The organism is Mesorhizobium bavaricum (genome assembly GCF_056781655.1).
Map to the genome: position 1 here is coordinate 2310518 of NZ_CM165566.1, position 18855 is coordinate 2329372.

22 protein-coding genes are annotated in these 18855 nt (G+C 63.5%); 13 read left to right on the plus strand and 9 right to left on the minus strand.

All coding sequences use genetic code 11. The features are described 5' to 3' along the window. Positions 1-27: 27 nt before the first annotated feature. Positions 28-666, minus strand: a complete 639-nt coding sequence (locus tag AC1RZR_RS11270; RefSeq protein ID WP_477277619.1) for a 2-dehydro-3-deoxy-phosphogluconate aldolase — start codon at positions 664-666, stop codon at positions 28-30. Between the two features lie 289 nt (positions 667-955). Here AC1RZR_RS11270 and trhO point away from each other — a divergent pair, with 289 nt between their 5' ends. The 4 genes from trhO (at position 956) to AC1RZR_RS11290 (ending at position 3813) form a co-directional block, all read left to right on the plus strand. Next, positions 956-1885: an oxygen-dependent tRNA uridine(34) hydroxylase TrhO gene (gene trhO, locus AC1RZR_RS11275; RefSeq protein ID WP_477277617.1), complete on the plus strand. Its 930-nt coding sequence runs from the start codon at positions 956-958 to the stop codon at positions 1883-1885. Between the two features lie 128 nt (positions 1886-2013). After that, complete coding sequence (locus tag AC1RZR_RS11280) at positions 2014-2751, plus strand: tellurite resistance TerB family protein (protein WP_477277615.1); 738 nt, start codon at positions 2014-2016, stop codon at positions 2749-2751. Between the two features lie 123 nt (positions 2752-2874). Next, entirely contained in the window at positions 2875-3003 is a 129-nt protein-coding gene (locus tag AC1RZR_RS11285; RefSeq protein WP_477277613.1) for a hypothetical protein, read from the plus strand. Between the two features lie 54 nt (positions 3004-3057). Continuing rightward, complete coding sequence (locus AC1RZR_RS11290) at positions 3058-3813, plus strand: SDR family oxidoreductase (protein ID WP_379102648.1); 756 nt, start codon at positions 3058-3060, stop codon at positions 3811-3813. Here the strand turns inward: AC1RZR_RS11290 and AC1RZR_RS11295 are convergent, their stop codons facing one another. After that, entirely contained in the window at positions 3814-4188 is a 375-nt protein-coding gene (locus AC1RZR_RS11295; RefSeq protein ID WP_477277611.1) for a YciI family protein, read from the minus strand. A gap of 62 nt (positions 4189-4250) precedes the next feature. Then, the gene (locus AC1RZR_RS11300; RefSeq protein ID WP_481828530.1) at positions 4251-5147 is read right to left on the minus strand and encodes a LysR substrate-binding domain-containing protein; all 897 of its coding nucleotides are present in this window, start codon (positions 5145-5147) and stop codon (positions 4251-4253) included. A gap of 135 nt (positions 5148-5282) precedes the next feature. On the opposite strand from AC1RZR_RS11300, the gene AC1RZR_RS11305 reads away from it, so the two are divergent. Genes AC1RZR_RS11305 through AC1RZR_RS11315 form a run of 3 tightly spaced genes read left to right on the plus strand, consistent with a single transcriptional unit; the run spans position 5283 to position 7556 of the window. Continuing rightward, positions 5283-6122, plus strand: coding sequence for a transporter substrate-binding domain-containing protein (locus tag AC1RZR_RS11305; RefSeq protein ID WP_481828531.1), 840 nt, complete (start codon positions 5283-5285; stop codon positions 6120-6122). Between the two features lie 13 nt (positions 6123-6135). Continuing rightward, on the plus strand, positions 6136-6813 hold the full coding sequence (locus AC1RZR_RS11310; protein ID WP_481828532.1) for an amino acid ABC transporter permease: 678 nt from the start codon (positions 6136-6138) through the stop codon (positions 6811-6813). Next, complete coding sequence (locus tag AC1RZR_RS11315; protein WP_481828533.1) at positions 6813-7556, plus strand: MBL fold metallo-hydrolase; 744 nt, start codon at positions 6813-6815, stop codon at positions 7554-7556. Before AC1RZR_RS11310 ends, AC1RZR_RS11315 begins: the two co-directional genes overlap by 1 nt. A 3-nt stretch (positions 7557-7559) precedes the next feature. Here AC1RZR_RS11315 and AC1RZR_RS11320 read toward each other — a convergent pair whose 3' ends face one another. After that, positions 7560-8744, minus strand: a complete 1185-nt coding sequence (locus AC1RZR_RS11320; protein ID WP_477277601.1) for a pyridoxal phosphate-dependent aminotransferase — start codon at positions 8742-8744, stop codon at positions 7560-7562. 83 nt (positions 8745-8827) lie between these two features. On the opposite strand from AC1RZR_RS11320, the gene AC1RZR_RS11325 reads away from it, so the two are divergent. From AC1RZR_RS11325 to denD, 4 genes are all read left to right on the plus strand, one after another. Beyond that, a complete protein-coding gene (locus AC1RZR_RS11325; RefSeq protein WP_477277599.1) occupies positions 8828-9514 on the plus strand; it encodes a GNAT family N-acetyltransferase in 687 nt (228 codons plus the stop codon). A gap of 31 nt (positions 9515-9545) precedes the next feature. Then, on the plus strand, positions 9546-10532 hold the full coding sequence (locus AC1RZR_RS11330; protein ID WP_477277597.1) for a cation diffusion facilitator family transporter: 987 nt from the start codon (positions 9546-9548) through the stop codon (positions 10530-10532). 83 nt (positions 10533-10615) lie between these two features. Continuing rightward, positions 10616-10828, plus strand: a complete 213-nt coding sequence (locus AC1RZR_RS11335; RefSeq protein ID WP_477277595.1) for a hypothetical protein — start codon at positions 10616-10618, stop codon at positions 10826-10828. An 11-nt stretch (positions 10829-10839) separates the two neighbouring features. Further along, positions 10840-11817, plus strand: a complete 978-nt coding sequence (gene denD, locus AC1RZR_RS11340) for a D-erythronate dehydrogenase (RefSeq protein WP_481828534.1) — start codon at positions 10840-10842, stop codon at positions 11815-11817. 29 nt (positions 11818-11846) lie between these two features. Here denD and AC1RZR_RS11345 read toward each other — a convergent pair whose 3' ends face one another. The 4 genes from AC1RZR_RS11345 to AC1RZR_RS11360 form a co-directional block, all read right to left on the minus strand. Next, positions 11847-13067 carry a nickel/cobalt transporter gene (locus AC1RZR_RS11345; protein ID WP_481828535.1) on the minus strand — a complete coding sequence of 407 codons (1221 nt, stop codon included), beginning with the start codon at positions 13065-13067 and terminating at the stop codon, positions 11847-11849. Continuing rightward, the gene (locus AC1RZR_RS11350) at positions 13064-13732 is read right to left on the minus strand and encodes a DUF1007 family protein (RefSeq protein ID WP_378922144.1); all 669 of its coding nucleotides are present in this window, start codon (positions 13730-13732) and stop codon (positions 13064-13066) included. The genes AC1RZR_RS11345 and AC1RZR_RS11350 overlap by 4 nt, the downstream gene beginning before the upstream one ends. 205 nt (positions 13733-13937) lie before the next feature. Then, positions 13938-14837, minus strand: a complete 900-nt coding sequence (locus AC1RZR_RS11355) for a LysR family transcriptional regulator (RefSeq protein WP_477277588.1) — start codon at positions 14835-14837, stop codon at positions 13938-13940. Positions 14838-14839: 2 nt separating this feature from the next. Beyond that, complete coding sequence (locus AC1RZR_RS11360) at positions 14840-16039, minus strand: amidase (RefSeq protein ID WP_477277586.1); 1200 nt, start codon at positions 16037-16039, stop codon at positions 14840-14842. Between the two features lie 538 nt (positions 16040-16577). On the opposite strand from AC1RZR_RS11360, the gene odc2 reads away from it, so the two are divergent. After that, positions 16578-17711, plus strand: a complete 1134-nt coding sequence (gene odc2, locus AC1RZR_RS11365) for an ornithine/lysine decarboxylase (protein ID WP_477277584.1) — start codon at positions 16578-16580, stop codon at positions 17709-17711. Between the two features lie 98 nt (positions 17712-17809). After that, positions 17810-18445 carry a GNAT family N-acetyltransferase gene (locus AC1RZR_RS11370; protein WP_477277582.1) on the plus strand — a complete coding sequence of 212 codons (636 nt, stop codon included), beginning with the start codon at positions 17810-17812 and terminating at the stop codon, positions 18443-18445. An 88-nt stretch (positions 18446-18533) separates the two neighbouring features. Here AC1RZR_RS11370 and AC1RZR_RS11375 read toward each other — a convergent pair whose 3' ends face one another. Then, entirely contained in the window at positions 18534-18818 is a 285-nt protein-coding gene (locus AC1RZR_RS11375; RefSeq protein ID WP_477277580.1) for an SCP2 sterol-binding domain-containing protein, read from the minus strand. Positions 18819-18855 lie beyond the last annotated feature (37 nt).

Below are 18855 nucleotides of genomic sequence, written 5' to 3' on the forward strand. Positions count from 1 at the left end.
CGCCGTAAGCCCGAAGCAGTGGATGCGTTATCGACCGAGCTTGCTCGCCGCGCGTGCGAGAGCCTCGATCTCATCCCATTTGCCGGCCTTGACCAGGTCGTCCGGCGCCACCCAGGAGCCGCCGACGCAGACGACGTTTGGCAGGCTGAGATAATCGGCCGCGTTCTTGCCGGTGATGCCGCCGGTCGGGCAGAATTTCACATCGGCGAGCGGCGAGGCGAAGGCCTTCAGCGAAGCGATGCCGCCCGACTGCTCGGCCGGGAAGAATTTCAGGAAGCGCAAGCCGGCTTCCCGTGCGGCCATGATCTCGCCAGGCGTGATGGCGCCGGGCAGAAGCGGAACATTGCTGCCGGCGGCTGCCGCCAGAAGTTCGCGCGTGATGCCGGGGCTGACGATGAATCGCGAGCCCGCGGCCGCGGCCTCTTCGAACTGATGCGCATCGAGAATGGTGCCGGCGCCGACGATGGCTTCCTCGACTTCAGCCGCCACCCGCCGGATCGCTTCCAGCGCATCGGCGGTTCTGAGCGTGATCTCGATCGCCGGCAGGCCGCCACGCGCCAGAGCACGGGCCAGCGGCACGGCGTCGGCGACATTGGCGATCTTCAGCACCGGGATGACCGGCTGGCCGTTGAGGAGCGACAGGAGTTTCTCGGTCTTGCTGGGCATCTGTCTCTCCGTATCGTGGGACAATTCAACCGATTAGCAGACGGGTGTTTCTCTGTCCATGAAACGAAGCGTGTCGCGATGTCACGCGCCGTGGGGCGGTCATGCCGGCCATTGCCATCAAACACGATGACGGGCCGATGAACCGGCTGCGCCTTGAATCGGCTGCGGCGAGCGTCTAGAGCAGCTCACGTTTCACGGAAACGGCGAACCGCTCTAACTTTGTCTTGACGCAATTCCGGACGGAAAGCCGATTCACACTTTTCCTGGAATTGCTCTAGGTGCTTTGGCAATGACATTGTCCACGCCAACAGACCCCATCCGCGTCGCAGCGCTCTACCGGTTTGCCCGGCTCGACGCCTTCGACGAACTGCGCGCACCGCTCGCTGCTTTCTGTTGCGGGCGTGGCATCAAGGGCACCTTGCTTCTGGCGCATGAGGGGATCAACGGCACCGTCGCCGGCAGCGAGACGGCGATCGCCGAACTGATCGATTATCTCCAAGCCATCGAAGGGCTCGCCGGCCTCGAGATCAAATACAGCAGTGCAGCAGACATGCCGTTCCACCGCATGAAGGTGCGATTGAAGCGCGAGATTGTCACCATGGGCGTCGGGGATATCGACCCGGCGAAGAGTGCCGGCACCTATGTCGCGCCAGCCGACTGGAACGCGCTGATTTCGGAGCCTGACACGATCGTCATCGACACGCGCAACGCCTATGAGGTGTCGATCGGCACCTTCAAGGGCGCGGTCGACCCAGCCACCGCAAGTTTTCGCGAGTTTCCGGCCTGGGTGCTCGCGCACCGGGAAGAGCTCGCGGGCCGCAAGGTGGCGATGTTCTGTACCGGCGGCATACGCTGCGAAAAGGCGACCGCCTACGTCAAGTCCCTCGGTTTCAGGGATGTCTTCCACCTCAAGGGTGGCATCCTCAAATACCTGGAGGAAGTTCCGGCGGAACAGAGCCTGTGGCAAGGCGAGTGCTTCGTCTTCGATGAGCGGGTTTCGGTGTCGCACGGTCTCGCCGAGGGCGAAGCCGAACTCTGCCGCGCCTGCCGCCATCCGCTGACGCCGAGCGAATTGACGTCACCGAAGTTTGCCGCCGGCGTATCTTGCCCGCATTGTTTCGATGCCCGTTCCGATGACGACCGTCAGCGATATGCCGAGCGCCAGCGTCAGGTTGAACTCGCGCAAGTGCGGGGCAGGGGCCGGCATATCGGCTCCTGATCCCGGCATCGACCGCTCGCCGCCGCGGATGTGTCCCAAGGATCCGTCATTGTAATGTCAAGCTGTGGGACCTACCTCTTCGGCGTTGGAAACCTGCCGTTCGGCCGGGCAAATCCTGGAGGCACTGAATGTTCGATCCCAAGAAGCTTCTCGACGATCTGCTCGGCTCGCAAATCCCTGGCACCAGCGGCACCGTCCGCGACAAGGCTGGCCAGGCCGTGCAGATCGCCAAGGACAATCCGCTGGCGGCTGGCGCGCTGGCTGCCGTGCTGCTTGGAACGGGTGCCGGCCGCGAGGTGACAGGCGCCGCGGTGAAGCTTGGCGGACTGGCCGCGATCGGCGGTCTCGCCTACAAGGCCTACCAGAACTACAAGGCCGGCAACGCACCCGCGGAAGCGCCCGCGGCCGGCGAACAGGAATTGCTGCCGCCGCCCAAAGATACCGCCTTCCACCCGTCGCAGGCGCCGCAAGGCGAGGACGAATTCACGCTGACCCTGGTTCAGGCGATGATCTCGGCGGCGAAGGCCGACGGCCACATCGATGATGACGAACGCCAGAAGATCGCCGGCAAGCTGAGCCTTGCCGGGATTGGTCCCGACGCCGAAAAATTCCTGATGGCGGAGCTGGAGAGCCCGCTCAATCTCGACACGCTGGTGGCTGGCGCCAAGACCGATGCGCAGAAGCTCGAACTGTACACCGCGTCGCGCCTCACCATCGATCCCGACACCCGCGCCGAACGCGGCTATCTCGACCTGCTTGCCGGCCGGCTTGGCCTGCCGGATGCGCTGGTCGATCATGTCGAGGCGACGGTTTCGGCCGCGAAGGTGCCGGCCAAGGCGGGGACCTCGCCCAATCCGCGCTGGTAACCCAAATCGGCACAGGCGCCCTTTGCGGGGTTAACCGTCCGTTAACTCAGGAAGCGCATGATTCTATACAGTCGGACCGGCTTTTCCTCCTCCCAAGCCCGGTTCAGATCAGGGCGGTCGCCAATGACCGCCCTTTTTGTCGAGACCTATCAGTTCTTGAGCTTTTCCGAAAATCGGATTCCACTTTCGGACCAAGCTCTGGTGGTCTCGCTTGCCATCGCAGCCGTCATTTGCGATGCCTTCCCTTCTTGAGCCAAATCCCCAAAATCAGTCGAGCACGCGCAGCGCTGCCGGAGGACAACAGTTATGACCGAGCAAAGAACCGCCATCGTCACCGGCGCCGGCACGGGCATCGGCAAGAGCGTCGCCACGGCGCTGCTCAAGGCCGGCTGGAACACGGTGTTCTGCGGACGCCGCAAACCCGTGCTGGATGCCGCGATCGCCGAGGCCGGTCCCACGGATGCCAAGGCACTGGCGGTTGCCTGCGACATCAGCAAGGCCGGCGAGGTCGATGATCTGTTCGAGACGGTGGCCGAGGCTTTCGGCCGGGTCGACCTGCTCTTCAACAATGCCGGCATGGGCTACAAATCGACGCCGATTGACGAGATCCCGGTCGAGGTGTGGAACGATATCGTCGGCGTCAATCTCACCGGTTCGTTCCTATGCGCCCGCGCCGCATTCGGTGCCATGCGCAAGCAGCGGCCCATGGGTGGCCGCATCATCAACAATGGTTCGGTGTCGGCCTACGCGCCGCGTCCGGGCTCGGTGCCTTACACGGCGACCAAGCATGCCATCACCGGACTGACGAAAACGCTGGCGCTTGACGGTAGGCCGTATGACATCGCTTGCGGCCAGATCGACATCGGCAACGCGCTGACCGACATGGCGCAGGCGATGACGGTCGGCGTGCCGCAGGCCAACGGTTCGATCGCCGCCGAAGCGGTGATGGACGTCCAGCGCGTTGCGGACGCCGTCGTCCATATGGCCAGCCTGCCGCTAGACGCCAATGTGCTGTTCATGACGGTGATGGCCACCAAGATGCCGTTTGTCGGGCGTGGCTAGTTATTTCCCCGTCAACGGTACGCCGGGACGGAAGAGCGCGATCGGACGGATCTCGTAGACCGCGGTTGGATTGACGCGGCGCAGATCGCGCGCGATGGCGATGGCACCGTCCCGCGTCGCGCAGTCGACGACGTAGAGGCCAAGAAGTTGTTCCTTGGTCTCGGCGAACGGCCCGTCAATGACGGTCCCGTCGCCTGGCCCGCGCAAGGTGCAGGCCGATTGTGTCTCACCGAGCCGCGCCGACGGCCCGAGGCTGCCTTCGGCGTAGAGCCTTTCGTTGATCCGGAGCAGGTCGGCCATCAGGGCCGCGTCCTGCTCCGGGGTCAGCGCCGTGATGGCTCCTTCCACATGGTAGGCGAGGATTGCATAGAACATCGAGCGTTCTCCTTTTCTCCGGAATTGAACAGAACCTTGGTCCGACCGCAGCTATTTCGTCGTCAGCTAGAGGGCCTCGACGCCTGATCGACCAACCAGTCGACAAACCGGCCGATAGCCGGATTTGCCAGACCCTCCTCATGGCAAATGCAGTAATAGCTTCGGCTGGACGCGACGCCGAGCATCAAGGGCTGAACGAGCCGACCCTCATCGAGGTCCCTGAAGGAAATGATATCGTTTGTCAGCGCCACACCATGACCGTCACGCGCAGCCTGAAGCACCATGGCGAAATTATCGAAATAGATATCGGACTCCACCGAATGTGGCACACGCGCCTCCGTTAGCCAACGTCTCCACTGGTCGCCATCGTCTTCATGGAGCAGGCGGTGACGCAGGACGTCGCGCGGCTCGCGAATACCGTTCGGACCGCGCAGCAATTGCGGGCTGCATACTGGTGACGCGTATATGCTGTGCAGCATCCGCCACCAGAACCCGGCCCAGGGTGGCTTGCCATAGACGATGGCGACATCGATGTCCCGCCAGTCCACCTCCTCGAAACCCACCGCCGTGCGCATGCGCATGCGAATGTCGGGGTTCGCATCGAGAAACCGAAAAATCCGCGCTGCCAGCCACGTCGTGCCGAAAACCGAAGGCACCGACACGGTGAGGGTCGCCTTGGCGGCTGTGCTGTAGGCATCCGCCGATATTTCGCGGATCGATTCCGATATCTGCTGCATGGCAATGCCCACGCTCTTCTGCAGCGCGGCCCCGCGCTCCGTCAGCACCAGGCGGCGACCGCGCTTCTCGAACAGGTCGAGGCCGAGCGACAGTTGCAACGCGCGCAATTGCTGGCTGATGGCGCCCGACGTCACATGCAGTTCGGCGGCAGCCGCCGCAATGTTGCCCAGCCGCGATACGCTTTCGAAGGCACGAAGCGAATGAAGGGACGGAAGCGCCATTTGACACCAATAGTTTAGAAAAACTGCTCAAATTTTCCTTTAAAGATTTAGCTTGTTTGCAGAAAACTTGCAACATACCGTCCCCCGCGCTGCCCGTTCCGGGCCAGCCATGACAAAACAAATGGGGACCGCGATATGTTTCACACACCGATTTCTGCCGCAGCCAGACTGACCCTGGGAGGGATGATCGTCACCTTGCTTTCCGCCACGACGCCGACGGCGCAGGCTGCCGACACAAGTCTCGTGCGCGACGGTGTGCTGAGTGTCTGCACGGGTGGCGACTTTCCACCGATGCAGTACTACGCCAATCCCGGGGACGAAAAGCTCGTCGGTTTCGAGGTCGATGTCGTCGATGCGATCGCCAAGCAGTGGAATGACACCACGAAATACGTCGTTGGTGATTTCAAGGGATTGCTGCCGTCGCTCGGCGCCGAGCGCTGCGATCTGGTGGCTTCCGGCATTCTGGTGACCGCCGAGCGGCTCAAGGCCTACGATGCGGTTCCCTACTTCGTTTCCAACGTCGTGATGGTGACGGCTGTCGCCGACGAAGCAACCAAGACCCCGGAGGATCTGAGCGGCAAGGTGCTGGCGATCGAGGCCGGCACCAACTACGAGAAGATGGCTTCCGACCTGAATGCCGAACTAACCAAGGCCGGCAAGGCGCCAGCCGAAATACAGACCTATCCGTCCGCTTCCGCCGTCATCCAGCAGATCCTGATCGGCCGCGCTGCAGCAACGATCACGCAGGATACGACTGCCGCGTTTCGTATCCAGCAGATGCCGGGCCAGCTGCAAATTCCATACAGCTATGGGGACGGTGAAACCTACGGGCTCTACCTGAGAAAAAGCGGCGACGAGCGCCAGCGGCTGGTCAAGGCGATCGAGGCGCTGCAGGCGAGCGGCGAGATGGCGACGCTGCTGAAAAAATGGAACCTCCCCGCGACCGCCACCGACGTCAAGCATACGACCAATTGAGGGAAGCGCTGCCGTGTTCGACTACAAGCTCTTCCTGTCGGCGCTGTTCGGCTGGCCCCTCGCCAAGGGCGCTTTGCTGACCTTGGTCCTTTCGGTTCTCGTCATGGCCGTCGCCCTGGCGGTATCCCTGGCAACGGCGGCGCTGGCCACGTCGAAGCGGCGCTGGATCCGCCTGTTGATCGCCGCGTTTGTCTGGCTCTTTCGCGGTGCGCCGGCACTGCTTGTGCTGCTGTTCATCTGGAACGGGCTGCCGCAGATCTCGGCGGTCTTCCGATCGAGCTGGTTCACGCCGTTCATCGCGGCGTTTCTCGCCCTGACGCTGATCCAGATCGCCTACCTGACCGAGATCCTTCGCAGCTCCTACGCATCCATCGGCAAGGGGCAATCGGAGGGGGCGGCGGCCCTTGGCTTGCACCGGGGCCAGATATTCTTCCTGATCGTCTTGCCTCAGGCGCTTCGCGTCGCGCTGCCGGCCCTGGTCAACGAGTTCATTTCGCTGCTGAAGGCAACCTCGCTGGCCACCGTCATCTCCCTGAAGGAGCTCATGACCGTTACCCAGTTCGCCATCTCCACCAGCTTTCGTTTCCTGGAATGGTATGGCGCCGCGCTGATCTACTACATGTCGATGGTTTCGGTTCTGACCGCCTTCCAGATGAAGGTCGAGCGCATGCTGTCGCGGGGACATCGTTGATGTCGTCAACCGTGCCCGGTGAGGCTTTCGACTGGTTTTCACGCGAGACCCTGGGGCAGGCCATCACGCGGATATGGGAGCCGCACGTCCATCCCTATTTCAGGAGCAATATTTTTCACGTTCGCGGGCGCGATGTCGATCTCGTCATCGATGCCGGCATGGGACTTGTGCCGCTCCGGCCGGTGCTGGACCTGCCGCAAGGCAAGCCGGTGATGGCCGTTGCAACGCATATCCATGTCGATCATGTCGGTGCATTGAGGGAGTTCGAGGCGAGGGCTGGCCATCGCGCGGAGGCAGCCTTCTTTGAAGAGATGGCGGATGAGCACACATTGGCTCATCTATTTCGTGCGCAGCCGGAAGCAGTTGGCAGATCGCCGAATGAGGCATGGTCGCTACAGCGTTACCGTATCAGCCCGGCGCCGCTGGCCCGGATTCTGGATGATGGTGACCTGATCGAGACAGGCGACAGGTCGTTTCGCGTCATCCATCTGCCCGGTCATTCGCCGGGGTCGATCGGGCTGCTCGATGAACGCAACGGCGACTTCCTGGCCGGCGACGCGATCTATCGCGGGCGACTGGTCGACGACCTTCCTGGGTCGGACATGCCGGTCTACCGAAAGACAATGGAGCGGCTCTTACAGATAGATTTCAGCCAGGCCTATTGCGGGCATGGCGAAACAATTGACCGGCGCGAGCTGCGATCGATTGCAAGAGCCTATCTGGAGAAGCCCAGAGCGAGCTGAGCCTCACTTCGCCAGGAACGTTCCGATCCGCTCCAGCGCCCGCAAGATGTTCTCCTCGGAATTGGCGTAGGAGAGCCTGATGTAGCCTTCGCCGAGAATGCCGAAATCGGGACCGCCGATCAGCGCCACGCCGGCCTCGTCAAGCAGGGCTGACGCGAGCTTCTTCGCTTTCCAGCCGGTGTTCGACACGTTGGGGAAGGCATAGAACGCGCCCTTGGGCGTGATGCAGGAAATGTTGGGCAAGCCATTCAGCCCCTCGACCACGATCTTCCGGCGGCGATCGAAGGCGCGCATCATCTTGTCGACGTCGTCCTGCGGGCCGTCTATTGCCGCGATGCCGGCGAACTGGCTGGGTGCGTTGACGCAGGACCAACAATTGACCGCCAGCTTGCGCACCTTGTCGTAGAGGTGGGCGCCCTTGTCGCCATTCGGCCAGATCGACCAGCCCATGCGCCAGCCGGTCATCGCCCAGGTCTTCGACCAGCCGTTGAGCACGATCAGCCGGTCGCGGATCTCGGGAAAGTCGAGCAGCGAGCAATGCGTCTCGCCGTCATAGGTCATGACGTCGTAGATCTCGTCGGAGAGGATGGCGACGTCGGGGTGCTTCTCCAGCCCCTTGACCAGCTTCTCGATCTCGGCACGTGGCGTGACGCCGCCGGTCGGGTTGGCCGGCGAGTTGAGGATCAGGAGCCTGGTCTTCGACGTGATCAGCGACAGCGTCTCCTCGGCGGAGAAGGCAAAGCCGTTCTCCTCGCGCATCGGCACCGGGATCGGGGCGGCGCCGGTGAACTCGATCATCGAGCGGTAGATGGGAAAGCCGGGGTCTGGATAGAGGATCTCGGCGCCCGGCTCGCCGAACATCAGGATCGCGGCGAACATGGTCGGCTTGCCGCCGGGCAGGATCAGCACCGCTTCGGGCGAAACCTCGACGCCGGTGGTGGTCAGCGTGCGGCGCACCACCGCCTCGCGCGTTGCCAGCAAGCCATTGGCCGGCGTGTAGCCATGGTGGCCGTCGCGCAGCGCCTTGATCGCCGCCTCGACGATGTGTTGCGGCGTCTTGAAGTCGGGCTGGCCGATGCCGAGATTGACGATGTCGCGGCCTTGGCTTGCCAGCGCCGTCGCCCGCGCCAGCACGGCAAAGGCGTTTTCCTCGCCGAGACGGTCGAAGGCCGAAATCGTGTGGAGCATTTTTCCCGTCCGTGTGGTTCTTGCTGTTGGCGTGCGTTTTTGTGAGCTTCGGCCCGCAAAAGTCAAACGGATTGGAGCTTTCGGTGTCGGAAAATCTCAAAGATTGGCAACCGCGTCCGCGGCCCGAGCGCAAGGCGATCGACGGCCGCACCGTCCGGCTCGAACCGCTGAGCGCTGCAAAACACGGGGACGGCCTCTACGAAGCGTCCTCGGTATCCGACGTCGACGGCCGCTTCGCCTGGCTGCCTGATTATCCGCCGGAGACCCGCGCCGCCTTCCAGCCATGGCTGGACAAGGTCGAGGCCAGCGAGGATCCGCTGTTCTTCACGGTCATCGACAAGGCCAGCGGCAAGGTCGCCGGGCGCCAGACGCTTATGCGCATCGATCCTGCTTATGGCGTCGTCGAGATCGGCAACATCTATTGGGGACCGCTCATCTCGCGCAAGCCCGGAGCGACCGAAGCGCAGTTCCTGTTCATGAAATACATCTTCGACGGGCTCGGCTATCGCCGTTACGAATGGAAATGCAACAACCGCAACGAGCCATCGAAGCGGGCAGCCGAACGCTTCGGCTTCAAGTTCGAGGGCATTTTCCGCCAGCATCTCATCGTCAAGGGTGAAAACCGCGATACGGCATGGTATTCGATCATCGACAAGGAATGGCCTGATCTGCGCCAAGCCTATGAAGCGTGGCTCGACCCGGCCAATTTCGATGGCGACGGCCAGCAGAAGCGACGGCTTGAGGATTTTCGCGCCGAGTTCGGCGCGTGAGCTGAATTCGGCGCGCAACGGGAGTTTGCCATTGGCGCATACCCACGATCACAGCGGGCATGACCACGGCGCCGGTCATGTACATGGCTCGACCGACAAGAAACGCGTGTTGATCGCTGCCTGCCTGACCGCCGGCTTCATGGTCGCCGAAGCACTCGGCGGCCTCCTGACCGGATCGCTGGCCTTGCTGGCCGATGCCGGACACATGCTGGCCGATTCGATCGCACTCGGCCTTGCCTGGTATGCGTTTCATCTTGCGGGGCGTCCGGCGACCGGCCGTCTCACCTATGGCTTCGGCCGGGTCAAGACGCTGGTGGCCTATACCAACGGCATCGCCATCTTCGTCATCGCGCTATGGATCGTCTACGAGGCATGGGGGCGCATGCTGGCGCCGGTGCCGGTGCTTGGCGGACCGATGCTGGTGGTGGCGATCCTCGGCCTGCTGGTCAATATCGGTTCCTTCTTCGTGCTGCATGGCGGCGACCGCGACAGCCTGAACATGCGAGGCGCCATCCTGCATGTGCTCGGCGACCTGCTCGGTTCGGCCGCGGCCATCGTTGCCGCGCTGGTCATCCTGGCGACCGGCTGGACGCCGATCGACCCGATCCTGTCGGTCCTGGTCTCGCTGCTGATCCTGTCGACGGCATGGTCGCTGATGCGCGCCGCCGCTCAAGTCCTGCTCGAGGGCGTGCCGCCCAGCCTCGACCGCGATATGATTGCCAGGGATATCGAGGCGACAGTCCAGGGGGTGCGCGAAGTGCACCACATGCATGTCTGGTCGCTTGACGGGACAAGCAACATGGCGACGCTGCATGCCTGCCTCAACGAGGGTGTCGATGCCTATCAGGCGGTCAGCTCCATCAAGAAGCGGCTTGCCAGCGAGCATGGCATCAGCCATGCCACCGTGGAACCGGAATTCGGACAGTGCGCCGACGATAGCGACGACCACGACCACGACCATGAGCACGAGCGCGAGCACGATGCGGCTTCGCATCACGACCACCATCACCAGGCCTGATCGATTGATATCGATTGGTCCTGTCTCAGGAGTCCCAAAGCCTTGAAAACCAGCTTGACGAACGCTCACTGCCCGGGCGCAGCATGATGGATCGCGATACCAGGAATGCGGCCATCGCGGCAGCGTGGATCATGCTTCTGTTCGGCATCGTCGCATTCTACCTGCCGACCGTGATGCTGGCACTTGGCCGTTTCTCGACCGTGCTGGCCGGTGCCTTTGGCATCGTCTTCGTGCTGGCGTTTTTCTCCGTGTTCTGGCTGCGGGCCCGCAACCAGCGCAAAAACCAGGGTAAGTAGAGGTCTTTGACATGCGCATTCTGATCACTGGCGCGGCAGGCATGGTCGGCCGGAAGCTCATCGCCCGGCTGGCCAAGGACGGCACACTGCGCGGCCGCAAGATCGCAGCACTCGACCTGCACGACATCGTGCCGCCGCATGCACCTAGCATGGACAGCGTCAGCGTCACCCTCCACACCGGCGATCTCGCCGAGGCGGGCGCGGCCGAACGCCTGGTCGCATCGCGCCCCGATGTCGTCTTCCACCTCGCCGGCATCGTGTCCGGCGAGGCGGAGGCGAATTTCGATCTCGGTTACCGCGTCAATCTCGACGGCACCCGGGCGCTGTTCGACGCCATTCGGCTGGCGGGCTTTGCACCGCGCGTCGTCTTCACCTCGTCGATCGCGGTGTTCGGCGCGCCGTTTCCGGATGTCATACCGGATGAATTCCATCCGACGCCGCTGACCTCCTACGGTACCCAGAAGCAGATGAGCGAAGCGCTGCTCGCCGACTATTCCAGGCGCGGCTTCTTCGACGGTATCGGCATCCGGCTGCCGACCATCTGCGTGCGGCCGGGCAAGCCGAACAAGGCGGCGTCCGGCTTCTTCTCCGGCATCATCCGCGAGCCGTTGAGCGGCCACGAGGCGATCCTGCCGGTGCCGCGTTCCGTCGTGCACACCCATGCCAGCCCGCGTTCGGCGGCCAATTTCCTGATCCATGCGGCGGAGATCGACGGCAACGCTGTCGGACCGCGCCGCAATTTGACGATGCCCGGTGTCGCCGTCACCGTCGGCGAGCAGATCGAGGCGCTCGAGCGCATCGGCGGGTCGAAGGCGGTGAAGCTGATCCGCGAGGAGCCTAACGAGACGATCTGGGCAATCGTCAAGGGTTGGCCGACCCGGTTCGAGGCGCGACGGTCAAGGGAACTCGGCTTCAGCGCCGAAAAGAGTTTTGATGAAATCATCCGCGTGCATATCGAGGATGAGCTCGGCGGCAAGGTCGCCGGTTAAACCCGCAGCGCCGCGGGCGCGCAAAAGCATCATCCGCCGGTCGCGAGGCTCGCCGACAGCAGGAGCAGCCCGAACAGGAAGACGAACGCGGCGCCGCCGATCTCGACGATCGAGTGGATGCGGTTGCCCATGCGGCCATCGCCGGCGAAATACACCGCCCAGTTCTTGGCGGTCACTGCCAGCGTCGCCAAGGCCGAGACGGTGATGGCGGTTCCGAGCGACATCGCCAGCACCGACAACAGGCCGCCGAGCCAGAGCCCGTTGAGAAGTGCGAAGCTGAGCACGATCAACGCGCCTGAACACGGACGGATGCCGACGGCCGCCACCGCCGACCAGGCCGTGCGCCAGTCGAAGCGGTCGCCCGACAGCAGCGCCGGATCGGGCGCATGCGAATGGCCGCAGGTGTCGCAGACCTCACCCGCCGCGTGATCGTGATGCGTATGATCGTGATCGTGTGCGCCATGGTCATGACCGTGCGCGCCGTGGCCGTGATGATCGTGCGAATGGTCATGCGCATGGTCGTGATCGTCATGCACGTGCAGGGCGTGCGAATGGGCATGCGCCGAATGGCTGTGAGCGGCATGGGAATGACCGGTGTGCGAATGGCCGGCATGGGAATGACCATGTCCCGCATGGGAGTGGCCGGCGTGAGCCGCCGACAGGCTGTAGGCGGGGCCTCGTCCAAACAGGCGCAGGATGGAGGGGCCGAGCTTGCGCCACAGCAGCCAGGCGCCGAACAGGGTGACGAAGACATAGCTCATGATTTCCATGAACCAGGCCGCGTCGGTCATCGAGATGGTGGTGCCGCGCAGGACGAAATAGGCGAGCAGCATCACCGCGATCGCAGTCAGGCCCTGCAGCAATGCCGAGACAAAGGACAACAGGATGCCGCGCCGCAGCGCCACTTCATTGGCCACCATGTAGGACGAGATCACCGCCTTGCCGTGGCCTGGGCCGGCGGCGTGGAAAATGCCGTAGGCGAAAGACAGGCCGATGAGCACCCACAACTTGCTGCCGTCCTGGCGCATCGCCTTCATCGCTGTTGCCAGCGCGCGATAAAATTCCTGCTGCCTGAGATTGATCCACATCAGGATGTGGGCGAAGGGGCCGGTGGTGGGCGCCATGCCGTCATTGACGCCGATGCCGAGCGAACTCTGGGCATGCGCGGAGCTGGCGAGATGCATCGTGACAAAGGTTAGGGCCAACAGGCCGAATGCCAATCGCAGGGATGGTTTCGTCACCGGGTTCATCCTTCTGGCTGACAGGTCAGTTCGAGCTTGGTGGCGAAGATCTTGCTCATGTCGGTGCCCGTCGGATCGTTGAAGAAGGCATCCGTCAGGGTCTTCTGGTTTTCTTTGATCGCTTCGTCCGGATCCGGACGAATCACCTTGCTGGTGCAATTCGACGGCAGGCCTTCAACCGTGATGTTGGAGTCCTCGGTGAAGTCGATCGCCGTGTAGAAGGTCGGATCGTAGACGCCGATGTCGATCTTGCCGGCCAGCTTGATCGGCACCTTCGGCTCGGACTCGAACAGGATGATCAACTGGTCATTGTCGAAATTGGCCATCAGATGCGGCGGCGGCGTCATCGCCACGTCCTTGCCGTCGACAGTGACGAGCTGGAAGTAGTTGAACTCGGCCAGCGAGGCGTGGACGGTATCGGCGACTTCCTTCAGCTCCTTGTCGTCGAGCTTCAGGTCGGAGTTCTTGTCGAATTCCATCATCACCGTGCTGGAAAACAGATCGTCGAAGCGCCAGAGATGACGCAGCGCCTTCACACTTTGGTGATCCGGAGAAAGAATCACGTCGAGGCGAGCCTCGGCGAAGACGTGTGGATGCACATAAGCCGGTCCGGTGGCGGCAAAGGTCGCCGCCAAGGCCGAAGCCAGCATGATTGCGTGCCGTTTCAGGTGCATTCTCGGTCGCGATTCCATCGGCCTCGGAGAGAGATGTCGAGAGTTACCAGAAAGGGGGCGAAATTGGGACCGCGAGGCGCGACCATAGCCTGTCCCATCCCGATTGGATCGGGATGGGGCTCTGTCTGTTTGTTTGCGCATGATCTCCGGACAAACAGTTTCCGCTTGTCCGAGAAAACCGGCTTCCACTCATGCTCCAGGCCGCTCAGGCGGCCTCACGCGTCTTGAACCACTGCACCAGGAAGTCGACGAAGACGCGGACTTTCGCCGGCAGATAGCGGCGATGCGGGTAGACGGCAAAAATGCCGCCGCCCGACAGGATGCGGTCATCCATCACCGTCACCAGCCGGCCGCTCGCGAGGTCGGGCGCGGCGATGAAATCCGGCAGCACGGAAAATCCGAGCCCCGCCACGGCCGCGGCTCTCGCCGTCATCGGGCTGTTGACCTCGATCGGACCCGAGACCGCAACGCTCACCGGATCGCCATTGTCGCCCTTGAACGGCCAGTTGTTCAGTCCGCGGCCATTGGTGTCGACGATGCAGGGCATGCGGCCAAGGTCCTGCGGCCGCGTCGGCATGCCATGCTTGGCGATCAGTTCGGGAGAGGCGCAGAGCTTTATCGAAAACGGCGCCAGCCGCCTAGCGATCAGCGACGAGTTCTCCAGCCGCGAGATGCGCACGGCGAGATCGAAGCCTTCCTCGACAAGGTCGACGAAGCGGTCGTCGAGCTGGATGTCGAGCACAATGTCGGGATATTGCTTGGCGAAGTCGATCAGCGACTGGCCGATCGGCGCATCGGCGAAGGTGCGTGGCGCCGACAGCTTGATCCGGCCGCGCACGTCGCCGGACGATTCACGCACGGCATCGGCCAGGCTGTCGACCTCGCGCACGATCTCCGAGGCGCGCCTGTAATAGGTGTGGCCGGCCTCAGTCATCGAGAACTGCCTGGTGGTGCGGTTGAGCAGCAGCGCGCCGAGCTCGTCCTCCAGCTCGCGCACATATTTCGACAGCAATGCCTTGGAGCGGCCGATCTTGCGTGCGGCCGCCGAAAAGCCCTCGGCCTCGACCACATCGATGAAGGCACGCATGCGGGTCAGTGTGTCCATGGTCAGGCCTTTCGTGCCGCGTCGAGAAGTTTCCGGCCGAGCCGTATCAGGGCAATGTCGCTGCCGGAAGGGCCAAGCAGCGACAGGCCGAACGGGGCACCGGCGACCGAGCCGATGGGCAAGGTGATTTGCGGAAAACCCGACAGGCCGGCGAGGCACAGAAGCTGAAGCGCCCGTTCCCGATAGGCCTGGAACTGCTCCGGCGTGCTGTCCACATAGGGCGCCGGGCCCGGCACCGTCGGCAGGACAAGGAAGCCGTCCCTGCCGAGCAGTTCGCTCAGTTCGCCGCGAAAAGTCAGCCGGCGCACCGTCTCAGCCTGCGCTGTGCGGTCGTCGACGGCACGGCCGAAGCCGAAACGCTCGTCGACGCCGGGGCCGAGGTCGCGCTCGCCGCTGGTGATCCAGTCGCCATGCACAGTCCAGGCCTCCTTGGCCTGCAGCCGGCGAAAGCACCAGTAGAGTTCGTCCGGAGACGAGGAGAAGTGTGTGGCTGGCGTCGCCGGCGCGCCGAAAACCGCGCTCGCCAGCGACTTCATCTCAGCATATTCGGCAAGCGCCGGGCGGGCGACCAGCTCGTTCAGCCAGTCCAGCCCAAGGGGGCGTTCCAATGCATGTTGGTGCGGGTCGCGGCCGAGCAGCAGCTTGCCGACGGTCTCGTAGGTCTCGATGTCGTCGGCGAACCAGCCGAATGTGTCGAAGCTCGGCGCCAGCTTCATCGCGCCGTCGAGCGAAATGCGGCCATGCGTGGTGCGCAGCCCGATCAATCCGCAAAAGCTCGCCGGCGCGCGGATCGAGCCGCCGGTGTCGGAGCCGGTGGCGATGTCGGCCAGCCTGCCCGCCACCGCCGCCGCCGACCCCGATGACGAACCGCCGGTGACTCGGTCGGGCGCGGCCGGGTTCACCGGAAACGAGAAATGTGCATTCTGGCCGAACAGCGCGAAGGCAAGCTCGTCGGTCTGGGTCTTGCCGACGAAGCGCGCGCCGGCATCGAGAATCATCTGTACGGCCGGCGCGGTGCGCGTGGCGGCATTGCTTTCGGCGAATTTCTGCAAATTGCCGCAACCGGTGCGGTAGCCGGAGACGTCGTAGATGTCCTTGACGGCCAGCCGCAGGCCGGCCAGCGGTCCGAGCTCGGCATGTGCCACCGCCGGCATCTGGCGAACATCGAGAAAGGCGTTGAGGGGGCCGTGCGTGCCTGTCATCGTTCGATATCCGCATACGAGTGCACCAACATTGTTCGGTGCCAGAAATTTTACAACCTGGGATGCGATTTTTATTGATTGTGAAAGCCTTCGCCCTTATATCGCGTTTGCCCAAAGTCGCACGTGCCTGTGGGTGTCCGCCGATCCTCGAATGGTGAGGGAAATCGGTAAGGTAACTGGAGCCAACCCCTCCAGTCGGTTTAGCGGCCAACCGCCAGACCGAGGACACCTTGAAGCAACGACGGTGCGGGCCTTTCTGGTGTTCTGCCGGTTGTCCAAAGACCGGGGTTACTGAAGAGGCACACCTTCATTGCCGGCAGTGCGGACGGGTCTCCCATCCAAGCCAAGGCAGACAAAGCGAACCGAGGCCGGGCAAGGCCAAGGTTCACCGCCGCGAGACGGCGTTTCATGGTTCCGGGGTCTCCACCGGCTGGTTCCATGGATTTCCGTCCCGCCTTTGTCCACCGCGTGTTCGCGAGGCTGACAGCCCGCGTTCCGCAGCCTTATTGCGCGCCGAAAGGCGCTGATGGAGACCCCGATGGCTACCCAGCGCATCCTTGACTTCCTCGCCACCCGACGCCCGACCGGCCCCTGCCTCGTCGTCGACCTCGATGTCGTGCGCGACAATTTCCGCGCCTTCGAGAAGGCGCTTCCCGATTCGAAGATCTACTATGCGGTGAAAGCAAACCCGGCGCCGGAAATCCTGCGCCTGCTTGCTGCGATGGGCTCGTCCTTCGACACCGCTTCCGTTGCCGAAGTCGAGATGGCGATGGACGCCGGTGCGCCGGCGGACCGCATCTCCTTCGGCAACACCATCAAGAAGGAGCGTGACATCGCACGCGCCTACCAGCTCGGCATCCGCCTGTTCGCGGTGGACTGCGTCGAAGAGGTTGACAAGATCGCCCGCGTCGCTCCGGGCGCGCGCGTGTTCTGCCGCGTGCTGACCGATGGCGAGGGTGCCGAGTGGCCGCTGTCGCGCAAGTTCGGCTGCGTGCCGGCGATGGCCGTCGACGTGCTGCGCCATGCCAAGGGGCTCGGCCTCGACGCCTATGGCGTGTCGTTCCATGTCGGCTCGCAGCAGACCGACCTGACCGCGTGGGACCGCGCGCTGGCCGACGCCAAGACGGTGTTCGCGACGCTCGCCGAGGAAGGCATCGTGCTCAAGATGGTCAACATGGGCGGCGGTTTCCCAACGCGCTACCTGCGTGATGTCCCGGCGGCGCAGGCCTATGGCCAGGCGATCTTCTCGGCGCTGCGCAAGCATTTCGGCAACGCCATCCCGGAAACCATCATCGAGCCGGGCCGCGGCATGGTCGGCAATGCCGGCGTCATCAAGTCGGAAGTCGTGCTGATCTCGAAGAAGGCCGCCAACGACAATGTGCGCTGGGTGTTCCTCGACATCGGCAAGTTCGGCGGCCTGGCCGAGACGATGGACGAGGCGATCCGCTACCCGATCGTCACCGCGCATGACGGCACGGAGACCGCGCCTTGCGTGCTCGCCGGCCCGACCTGCGATTCGGCCGACGTGATGTACGAGAAGACGCCGTACCCGCTGCCTTTGTCGCTGACCATCGGCGACGAAGTGCTGATCGAGGGCACCGGCGCCTACACCACCACCTACTCGGCGGTCGCCTTCAACGGCTTCGAGCCTCTCCGATCCTACGTGATCTGATCGGCTCGCAAGAGCCGCTCAGATCATCCCAGGTGGGCGCCTGTCGTCCACCCGGGCTCGCCTGTGGAACAGTTCTCCGCTCGCCAGGGATTGCGGAAATGGACATTGCAAATTTCATTGTTGAGGGCGGCGCTTCACCCGCGGCGACCTCCTCTGTCGCCTTCGGCGACATCTCCCCCTCAAGGGAGGAGATTGCCAGTGCTGTTGTCATCGTTGCCGAAACCACGGCCGACGTTGCAGCGCGTGAAGCGCTGCTCGACGATGCCATGGGGCCGAAGCGCAGGACCAAGTCGTCGGAGAAGCTGCGGCGCGGCCGCCGGCCTTCGGAAGGCATGGCCTTCATCGCCCGCGATGCGTCGGGTAGCGTGGCCGGCACGGTGCGGCTGTGGGATGTCACGCTGGGCGAGGGCGGCCCGGCCGCGCTGCTGCTTGGCCCGCTTGCCGTCGATCCGTCACTCAAGAGTGCCGGCATCGGCTCGGCGCTGATGCGCCATGCAATTACCGAGGCGGCGCGGCTTGGCCACGCGGCGATCCTGCTGGTCGGCGACGCGCCCTATTACGGACGCTTCGGTTTCTCGGCCGCCAGGACCGGATCGCTCGCCATGCCCGGCCCGTACGAGCGGCACCGCCTGCTGGCGCTGGAGTTGGTGGAGGGCGCGCTCGACAGCGCCAGGGGTACGCTGAAGGCCGCGGGACGCAAGCTGAAGGCGCAGGAGCAGGCGTCGGCGGCCTGAGGCTGCAAGAGCGCCTGGAGCGGACACATCGTCGTCGCCCAAACAAAAACGCCGCCCATCGGGCGGCGTTTTGTGCGTCTGAAAGCGGTCAGCCGATCAACTGGCTGAGCGCCATGGCGACAGTCATGTCGCCTTCGACCTTTATCTTGCCGGTCATGAAGGCCATGGTCGGGTTCAGGTCGCCAGATATCAGCGAATCCAGATCGTCGAGCGAGAGCTTGATGGTGCAATCGGCGGGCGCGTCTGTCGTCGAGATGGTTGCGCCGTCGATGACGATGACGCCATCGCCGCCGGTGTCGAATTTCACGGAACGATCGAACCCGCTGTTCGCCACGCGCGACTTGATCTTCTCGGCAATCTCCTGAACGCTCACGCTGTTCTCCTTGTCTGGTTGGTCGCGCAAAGGCGCT

Bases quoted from the DNA above. Each gene is read 5' to 3' on its own strand.
- AC1RZR_RS11270 (WP_477277619.1), bottom strand. From the start codon at position 666: ATGCCCAGCAAGACCGAGAAACTCCTGTCGCTCCTCAACGGCCAGCCG.
- trhO (WP_477277617.1), top strand. From the start codon at position 956: ATGACATTGTCCACGCCAACAGACCCCATCCGCGTCGCAGCGCTCTAC.
- AC1RZR_RS11280 (WP_477277615.1), top strand. From the start codon at position 2,014: ATGTTCGATCCCAAGAAGCTTCTCGACGATCTGCTCGGCTCGCAAATC.
- AC1RZR_RS11285 (WP_477277613.1), top strand. From the start codon at position 2,875: ATGACCGCCCTTTTTGTCGAGACCTATCAGTTCTTGAGCTTTTCCGAA.
- AC1RZR_RS11290 (WP_379102648.1), top strand. From the start codon at position 3,058: ATGACCGAGCAAAGAACCGCCATCGTCACCGGCGCCGGCACGGGCATC.
- AC1RZR_RS11295 (WP_477277611.1), bottom strand. From the start codon at position 4,188: ATGTTCTATGCAATCCTCGCCTACCATGTGGAAGGAGCCATCACGGCG.
- AC1RZR_RS11300 (WP_481828530.1), bottom strand. From the start codon at position 5,147: ATGGCGCTTCCGTCCCTTCATTCGCTTCGTGCCTTCGAAAGCGTATCG.
- AC1RZR_RS11305 (WP_481828531.1), top strand. From the start codon at position 5,283: ATGTTTCACACACCGATTTCTGCCGCAGCCAGACTGACCCTGGGAGGG.
- AC1RZR_RS11315 (WP_481828533.1), top strand. From the start codon at position 6,813: ATGTCGTCAACCGTGCCCGGTGAGGCTTTCGACTGGTTTTCACGCGAG.
- AC1RZR_RS11320 (WP_477277601.1), bottom strand. From the start codon at position 8,744: ATGCTCCACACGATTTCGGCCTTCGACCGTCTCGGCGAGGAAAACGCC.
- AC1RZR_RS11335 (WP_477277595.1), top strand. From the start codon at position 10,616: ATGATGGATCGCGATACCAGGAATGCGGCCATCGCGGCAGCGTGGATC.
- denD (WP_481828534.1), top strand. From the start codon at position 10,840: ATGCGCATTCTGATCACTGGCGCGGCAGGCATGGTCGGCCGGAAGCTC.
- AC1RZR_RS11345 (WP_481828535.1), bottom strand. From the start codon at position 13,067: ATGAACCCGGTGACGAAACCATCCCTGCGATTGGCATTCGGCCTGTTG.
- AC1RZR_RS11350 (WP_378922144.1), bottom strand. From the start codon at position 13,732: ATGCACCTGAAACGGCACGCAATCATGCTGGCTTCGGCCTTGGCGGCG.
- AC1RZR_RS11355 (WP_477277588.1), bottom strand. From the start codon at position 14,837: ATGGACACACTGACCCGCATGCGTGCCTTCATCGATGTGGTCGAGGCC.
- AC1RZR_RS11360 (WP_477277586.1), bottom strand. From the start codon at position 16,039: ATGACAGGCACGCACGGCCCCCTCAACGCCTTTCTCGATGTTCGCCAG.
- odc2 (WP_477277584.1), top strand. From the start codon at position 16,578: ATGGCTACCCAGCGCATCCTTGACTTCCTCGCCACCCGACGCCCGACC.
- AC1RZR_RS11370 (WP_477277582.1), top strand. From the start codon at position 17,810: ATGGACATTGCAAATTTCATTGTTGAGGGCGGCGCTTCACCCGCGGCG.